A 7500-nucleotide genomic window follows, 5' to 3' on the forward strand; every position below is an offset into this window, starting at 1 on the left:
CATTAAGATCAAAAATGCCAAGCCCAAGGCAAAAGATTATTCATTATTTGATGGTTATAATCTCCACTTACTTATCAAGCCAAATAACTCTAAACTTTGGAAGTTTATTTACCAAAGCCCCGAAACAGGCAAACGGATAAAACTTAGTTTAGGTAAATATCCTTTCAAAACGCTAACGGAAGCTAGAGAAGAAGCCCGAAATTATTACAAACTTTTATCTGATGGTATTTGTCCTAAAACGCATTTAGAATAACAGGCGCAAAAAGCGGAAGAATAAAACGAAGCGCTACGATCTTTTGCTTATAAGTGGATTGAATGGAAGAAGCAAAGAGCAGAAACTAAAAAGCCGTTGAACCCTAAAACTATTGAAAAAACAATGCTGAGGCTTGAAAATCATTTATTCCCTCGTTTTGAAGGGGTAAGGCTTGCAGATATTACCTTAAAAAATGTTGTTCATGCTTTAGATGAGTCCTATAAGAAAACCCCAGATACTATTTATAGAATTGCCCGAAATCTTGTAGAAATTATGGATTATGCAGCAATACTTGAGAGAGAGCCCCTTAATCCTTTGCATTCTCTAAAAAAAGTATTCAATCTTCCTAAAGCAGTAAATCAGCCAGCAATTACACCGGCGGAGCTTGTGGAATTTTAGAGGATTTACAACGCTCAAGTAGATCGCCCATTACTAAATTATTAGTAGAATGGCAATTAGTTACAATGCTAAATACCCATTAAAAGCTACCCAAATTAGAGAGGTAGCTTTTTCTTGCAACAGTCCCAAAATGGGATTATGATTCATAACAGCAAGGGGGATAAATGAGAGTAATTTCAACCGCTAAGATCATAGAGTTTTATAGAAAGCACCAAGACGCAGAGCAACCGCTAAAAGCATGGCTTGCGGAGGTTAAAAATGCGGACTGGAAAACACCGCAAGAGATTAAAGCACACTACCGGAGTGCTAGCTTTTTGGCAAATAATCGAATTGTTTTTAATATCAAGGGTAATGATTATCGCATTATTGTGGCTGTCGCTTATCGTTTAGGAGCAATGTATATCAAATTCATTGGTACACATTCAGAATATGACAAAATCAACGCAGAAACCGTAGAAATGCAATAAAAGAGGATAATTCAATGCAAATCAAGCCGATTAAAACAAATGACGACTATTTACAGGCTTTAAAAATCGTAGAGCCTTATTTTGATAAAGCGGAGGAATTAACAGAGCAAGAAGCGGATTTTTTAGATGTTATGATTTCACTTATTGAAAACTACGAAAATAAGCACTATCACATCACACCGCCAGACCCTATCGAGGCAATAAAATTCAGAATGGAGCAAGAAGGATTGGCGGTTAAGGATTTAGAAGGCATTATCGGGAAGCCGAATAGAGTTTATGAGATTTTTAATAAGACGAGACCGCTAACGCTTACCATGATCCGCAGAATTCACGAAAAAATGAATATATCAGCCGATGTTTTAATTCAAGCGATATAGAAATAACGCAAAGCCTTACATTTTTTGAATGTAGGGCTTTTTATGGCTCCAAGAATTAAAGGGGTATACGGCAACACCGCACACTCTTTTTTTATGGTTGATTTTTTGGTTTAGTTATACGCTAATAAATCAAACCACAAGAAACCCTTTTAGTTAAAGGGTTTATCCGATATAAGTCAAACTCGGTAGGGGACCACCTCGAAGTTTTTATACGTTCGCAAAAGTTCAAAAACTTTATAAAATCAATGCTTTATAGCAAATTTAAGTTTTTTAGGGCCTTTAGGTTCGCTTACATTCACGCCCTCGAGTTACCTCAAATGTTACCTCGGATATATTTTAATCAAATGAGGTTACACAACGGGATTTTGATACTTTCTTTAAAAGGCAAAAAACATGAAACTAAGCGAAATTAAAATTAAAATTAAAATTAAAAACGCAAGTAAAATGTCATAAGAAATCATTCAGAGCAAAAAAATAGCGGTATTTAACCGCTATCAGACCGCTGACAAACCCTATACGAGCTGTATAGGGTTACTTAATCTGAGCCGCTCTGCGGCTCTTCCTTTCAGCCCCAGCGGGGCTGGGCTTAATGAACCTAGCACGGCTCGTGCTAGGTTATTGCTCAAATATAACCTTTGTCAGCAATCTGAAATAGCGGTATTTAACCGCTATTTCTATATCTTAAATATTAAAGTGAATTAAAGAAAATCACTAAAATAATCACAGGAATAACAAACTTCACATAGTTAAACCAAATGGTTGTAAATGTTTTGTTTGCGCCTAACTCATCTTTCGCTTCATCTTTTAGAACAAAGCCAACAAAAATTGCGCTTCCTAATGCGGTAAGAATAAATAAGATATTTCCACTAATATAGTCAAAGGCATCAAAAATACTTTTGCCCATAATAGTAACGTCTTTCCAATGATTATCGCCTAATACAGAAGGAATATTTCCTAAAATAAAGATCGTACCTAATGTTAAAGCAATGGCTTTCTTACGTCCCATTTTGGTTTTTTCTTGCAGTGAAGTAATAATCACTTCATAAATCGTGAGTGAAGTCGTTAATGCTGCCACTACTAATAAAGAAAAGAAAATAGTCGCAAAAATGGTCCCCCCCCACATATTTGAGAATACGATAGGCAAACTTTGGAACACAAGTGTTGGACCAGAATTTGGCGGTACACCAAAGCTAAATAACGAAGGGAAAATCATAAAGCCGGCTAATACCGCAATTAAAGTATTCATAATACCTGTGATTGTGGCGGTTTTAACTAAATTTTCATTTTTATCTAAATAGCTAGATAAAGTAATCAACACTCCAAATCCAAGGCTTAATGCAAAGAATACTTGCCCTAATACAAAGACAAATAATTGTGGCGTAATTTTTGAAAAATCGGGCATTAAATAAAATGCAATACCTTCTGCTGCTCCAGGAAGAGTAACATTACGCACAACCATAACGAGCAAGAACACAAAGAGTAGAGGCATGAGGTATTTTACCGAGCGCTCAATACCATCAACAATACCTTTGGCTAGAATGAAGTAATTGACTAAAACAAACAATGCAGTATAGGCAATAATCGTCCATGGTGATTCATGAATATGCGTTTTGAAGAAGTTAGCTGTTGTTTCTACATTAACAGGCGTAGAAAGATCTAACTGCCCAATAATCAAACTTCCAATATAGTTAAGCACCCAGCCACCAAGCACCATGTAATAGGCTAAAATACCAAAAGCACCCAGTAAACCCATATAACCAAGTGTTTTCCAAGCGGCCGGAATTTTCTTACCATTTGCTTTTCCTGCAAAGGCATCAATTGCATTCACTTTCATACGGCGACCAATGACGTTTTCAACTAAAATCATTGGGATACCGATCACAATCATTGCGACACAAAAAAGGAAAACATAAGCGCCCCCACCGTTTTCCCCAACTAAATAAGGAAAACGCCAAGTAGCACCGAAACCGACAGTTGCCCCGGCAACAGTCATGATATAAGCCAAACGGTTAGACCACGATTGGCGTTCTGGTTGATTAGACATTATTTTCTCCGATAAAACTAAATTATATTAGTATATCTAAGCAATAAATAAATTTCTATGCCTAATCAATAAAGAAACTCTTTTCTTTTTATACTTATATGATGTTTTCTGCATATTGTAATGTTGATAGTAAAAAAAGAAGCAGTTATATGCTTCATTTGATTTTTTATTTATCTTTTATTATTTTAATAATGTTATGGCAGAATTTTGCCTCATTATCTGAGTTTTTGTAAAAATTGATTTATGTCAAAAAATAATCAATAGAAATAAGCTATCTGTGCAATTGTCATTATTTGTATTTTTAATTTGTTTTTTGTAAAGATTGTATTTTGATTTTATAAATTCATAAATTTAAGATTTCTTGCCTTGCCTTGCCTTGCCTTGCCTTGCCTGATGTTGAAATAATTTATCTGATGCATAAGTTATTTTGATTGTAAGTATGAAATGTGTTTTTGTAAATTTTGATTATTATTTGTCTGTTTTGATTGTGTTGTTTTCATTTTAATGATTTTTATGGCGCTTTTTTGATAAAAAATTTCATTGTTTTTTCCTATTTGAGTATTAGAATTCCAAGCGGTTTTTTTATACATTTAATTCATATGCTTTGATGGGGTTTAGTGTTATTTGTTGAGGAGTATGAAAGCCATTTTTGTAGCGAATATACCATTTTTTGAGTGAATGGGTATATAGAGCTTTTATTATTAATAGGGACATTAATTTTGTTCAATTTTTTGTTTATAGATTATTTGTTACAAATTCGGAGAACATAATGAATAAGATATTTAAGGTTATTTGGAACCATGCTGCCCAAAGGTTTGATGTGGTATCTGAATTAACCCATTCTAAAGGGAAATCATCATCAAAAACGGATAAGCGAGTAAGTCTAAGTCAGGTTGCGCTTGCTGTTGGTATGTCGGTAGCAGGCGTATCTATTGGAAGCGATGCACAAGCGGCAGTAACAACGACATCACAACTTGTAAACAGTTACTGTCTTGCTAAAGCTGATGGTTCAATATTAAATTGTTCTGGAGAACAACATATCTATCAAACAGGTACTAATGGTGGTACTAAATTTGTTGGATATGCTGATGGCACTAAAGCAGCTTTAGGGGTTGGTGCGCAAGTTAATGACTACTCGGTAGCTGTGGGGAATAATGCTATAGCGACTAATATTTCTACGGCGGTAGGGGAAAACGCAAAAGCAACAGGACAACGCGCAACAGCGTTGGGTAATAATGCTATTGCCCAAGGTTCTCATAGCACTGCAGTTGGTGACTATTCTCAATCCTCTGGAACATACGCTGTAGCGATAGGTAAAGCTACTTCAAGTGGGGAGAACAGCACGGCAATCGGTAGAGATGCAGTAGCTAATGGGACATCAGCCATAGCACTAGGTCGTAACACAACCGCAACAAAAGCAGGCGCAACGTCTGTCGGTAATGAAGCCGATGCGACGGGAGATTTCGCAACTGCATTAGGTCACGAGTCTGCTGCGAGTGGTAATAGCGCATTGGCGTTAGGCTCAAAATCAAGTGCGACCATTGATGGATCAGTGGCGTTAGGTTCTGGTTCTGCAACCAGTGCGCCAGTGAATACACCAAACCACACCATTGTAGGTACAAACGTCACTTTTGCTGGCGGTTCAGCTTATTCAACAGTAAGTGTAGGGAATGCGACAGCAACACGCACTATCACTAATGTTGCTGCAGGACGATTAAGCTCAACCTCTACCGATGCAATTAATGGCTCTCAACTCTACACTATTGCTTCAGCGTTAGAGAATCAAGTTTCAAACACCTATTTCCATACCTATACAGATGCCAATCAAGGAAGAGGCGGTAATGCTCAAACCAACTTAGGGCTTATTACCGATGCAGCAGGCGCAACGGGCTTGAAAAGTGTCACCGCAGGGGTCAATACCACCGCTTCCGGCACAAACTCAATTGCGATTGGTAATACTTCTAATGCAAGTGGAAACGGTGGTATTGCAATTGGTAATGTTTCCAATGCTACCAATTTAAATGCAACTGCTATCGGTAACCAAGCTAATGCAAAAAATGAAAATACTGTTGCTATTGGTTCAAGTGCAACTGCGCTAGCCGCACAAGCTATTGCCATTGGTAAGAATGCAAACGTTTCAAAAAATAGCGCATCAATGGCAATTGCGATTGGTGATAATGCAACGACAAGTGGCGCGAATGCTTTTGCTATTGGTTCAAATGCAACATCGTCAGAAAACCTTGCCTTAGCGATAGGTTCAGAAGCGAATGCAACCAGTGTCGCAGCAAGTGCTTACGGTTATCAAGCCAATGCCAAAGGGCATAGAGCCGTTGCTTTAGGGGCAAGAACTAACTCAAGCGGTAACGCATCAACGGTTTTAGGTTATAACTCTACCGTAACGGGCAACTATTCTAGCTCTATTGGTATGAACAATAACGTAACCGCCAATAACACCTTTGTGATGGGCAATAGTATAACCGCAACAGCCGACAATAATGTGATTTTAGGTAATAGCAGTAGCGAATCATCTAATACTACTATTAACGGAAAACCAACCGCAGTTGGCGATGCCACTGTGGGTAGAATTACCTACACCAGCGCAAATTTTGCCGGCTTAGCGGCGGCAGGTGTGGTTTCTGTGGGCGCACAAGGCGCAGAACGTAGAATTATTAACGTTGCAGCTGGTAATATTTCTGCAACTTCAACTGATGCGATTAACGGTTCACAACTTTACCACGTTGCTGAGAAATTAGACGCCTCTATCGGCAGCCTGACGTTCAAAGCTGAAAAAACCGGCAATGGACAAGTTACAGACGCCAATGGTCAAAAATGGGACACAAACACCAATAGAACCGTTACGATTACAAGTACTCAGTTCTATGGTGAAGGTGCAAATCGCTACACCGGCGCCAACATCGAGGTTTACCGCCAACAAAAAAACACAGGCGATACAGAATTCCATATCCTAATGAAAGAGATCCCGAACTTTAAGGGTGCAGATATGGGCGGTGGCAAAATCACCAATGTTAGCACCGGCACAGCGGATACTGACGCCGTGAACTTGTCGCAACTTAACGCCACCACAACCTACGTTAAATCAGGTAAAAACACAAATGTAACCACAACAAAAAATGCGAACGGTTCAACGAACTATACCGTGAACGCAGAATCGCCATTTGAGTATGTTGCAGAAGATGGTTCAAAATTAGTTTTAATTGATGGCAAACTTTATAAAGCAGATCAATTAAATGCTGACGGCTCATTAAAAGATGGTGCGACACCATACACGGGCAACACAAAAATTTATGCACGTGATAACAATGGCGCGATGCAAGTTGTTAGCAATATCGAAAACGGTAACGTTACAAATGGATCGCACGATGCGGTTACAGGTGATCAGCTTTTCAACTACGTAAACGTAAATGGTAAGGCTGCAACAAATTCATCCGGTAAGGTGAATTTTGTGAATGGCAACGGCACAGAAGTTACACTTGATCCAGCTACGGGCAATATTGCATATAACGTATTAAATACAACGCTAACGACAATTACGAGTGGAAACACAGCTGGTAGCATTAGTATTCCTACGGGAGCTGATGCAAATAAATTTGTTAAAGCAGGCGATCTTGTTACTACTTTAAATAGTATGGGTTGGCGAGTTACTTCAGCTCAAGATGGTGGAATAGTAAGTGGTACACAAACTGAGCAATTAATCAAAGCGGGCGATTTAGTAAAATTAGTTGCTGGCGATAACATTAATATTAAACAAGAAGGTAACAACTTTACTTTCTCTACCACTGCGCCGAAAAATGGTAAAGACGGCGTATCTCCAACTGTAACAATTACAGATAACAAGAATGGTACACATACGATCACTATCACGAATGCAGATGGTACACAAACCACTTCTATTGTTAAAGATGGTGCAACCGGTGAAAAAGGTGCAGACGGTAAGTCAGT

Annotated in this window: 6 protein-coding genes; 5 read left to right on the forward strand and 1 reads right to left on the reverse strand. The window is 38.3% G+C overall.

Features of this window, described 5'->3' with window-relative positions; genetic code table 11:
• From AM305_RS11810 to AM305_RS04220, 4 genes are all read left to right on the forward strand, one after another.
• On the forward strand, positions 1-253 hold a 253-nt coding region (locus AM305_RS11810; RefSeq protein WP_160162328.1), incomplete at its 5' end, for an Arm DNA-binding domain-containing protein.
• 57 nt (positions 254-310) lie between these two features.
• Entirely contained in the window at positions 311-652 is a 342-nt protein-coding gene (locus AM305_RS11815; protein WP_474362269.1) for a phage integrase central domain-containing protein, read from the forward strand.
• A 164-nt stretch (positions 653-816) separates the two neighbouring features.
• Positions 817-1119, forward strand: a complete 303-nt coding sequence (locus tag AM305_RS04215; RefSeq protein WP_005823395.1) for a type II toxin-antitoxin system HigB family toxin — start codon at positions 817-819, stop codon at positions 1117-1119.
• Positions 1120-1133: 14 nt separating this feature from the next.
• Positions 1134-1496, forward strand: a complete 363-nt coding sequence (locus AM305_RS04220; RefSeq protein ID WP_005817761.1) for a helix-turn-helix domain-containing protein — start codon at positions 1134-1136, stop codon at positions 1494-1496.
• 688 nt (positions 1497-2184) lie between these two features.
• Here AM305_RS04220 and AM305_RS04225 read toward each other — a convergent pair.
• The gene (locus AM305_RS04225) at positions 2185-3540 is read right to left on the reverse strand and encodes a sodium-dependent transporter (protein WP_005823396.1); all 1356 of its coding nucleotides are present in this window, start codon (positions 3538-3540) and stop codon (positions 2185-2187) included.
• 769 nt (positions 3541-4309) lie between these two features.
• Between AM305_RS04225 and AM305_RS04230 the strand changes: the two genes are divergently transcribed.
• Positions 4310-7500, forward strand: a 3191-nt coding sequence (locus AM305_RS04230) for a collagen-flanked surface repeat-containing protein (protein WP_005823400.1), incomplete at its 3' end; no start/stop codon positions are given.

This window comes from Actinobacillus minor NM305, from assembly GCF_000175195.1.
GTDB classification, from domain to species: domain Bacteria; phylum Pseudomonadota; class Gammaproteobacteria; order Enterobacterales; family Pasteurellaceae; genus Haemophilus_A; species Haemophilus_A minor.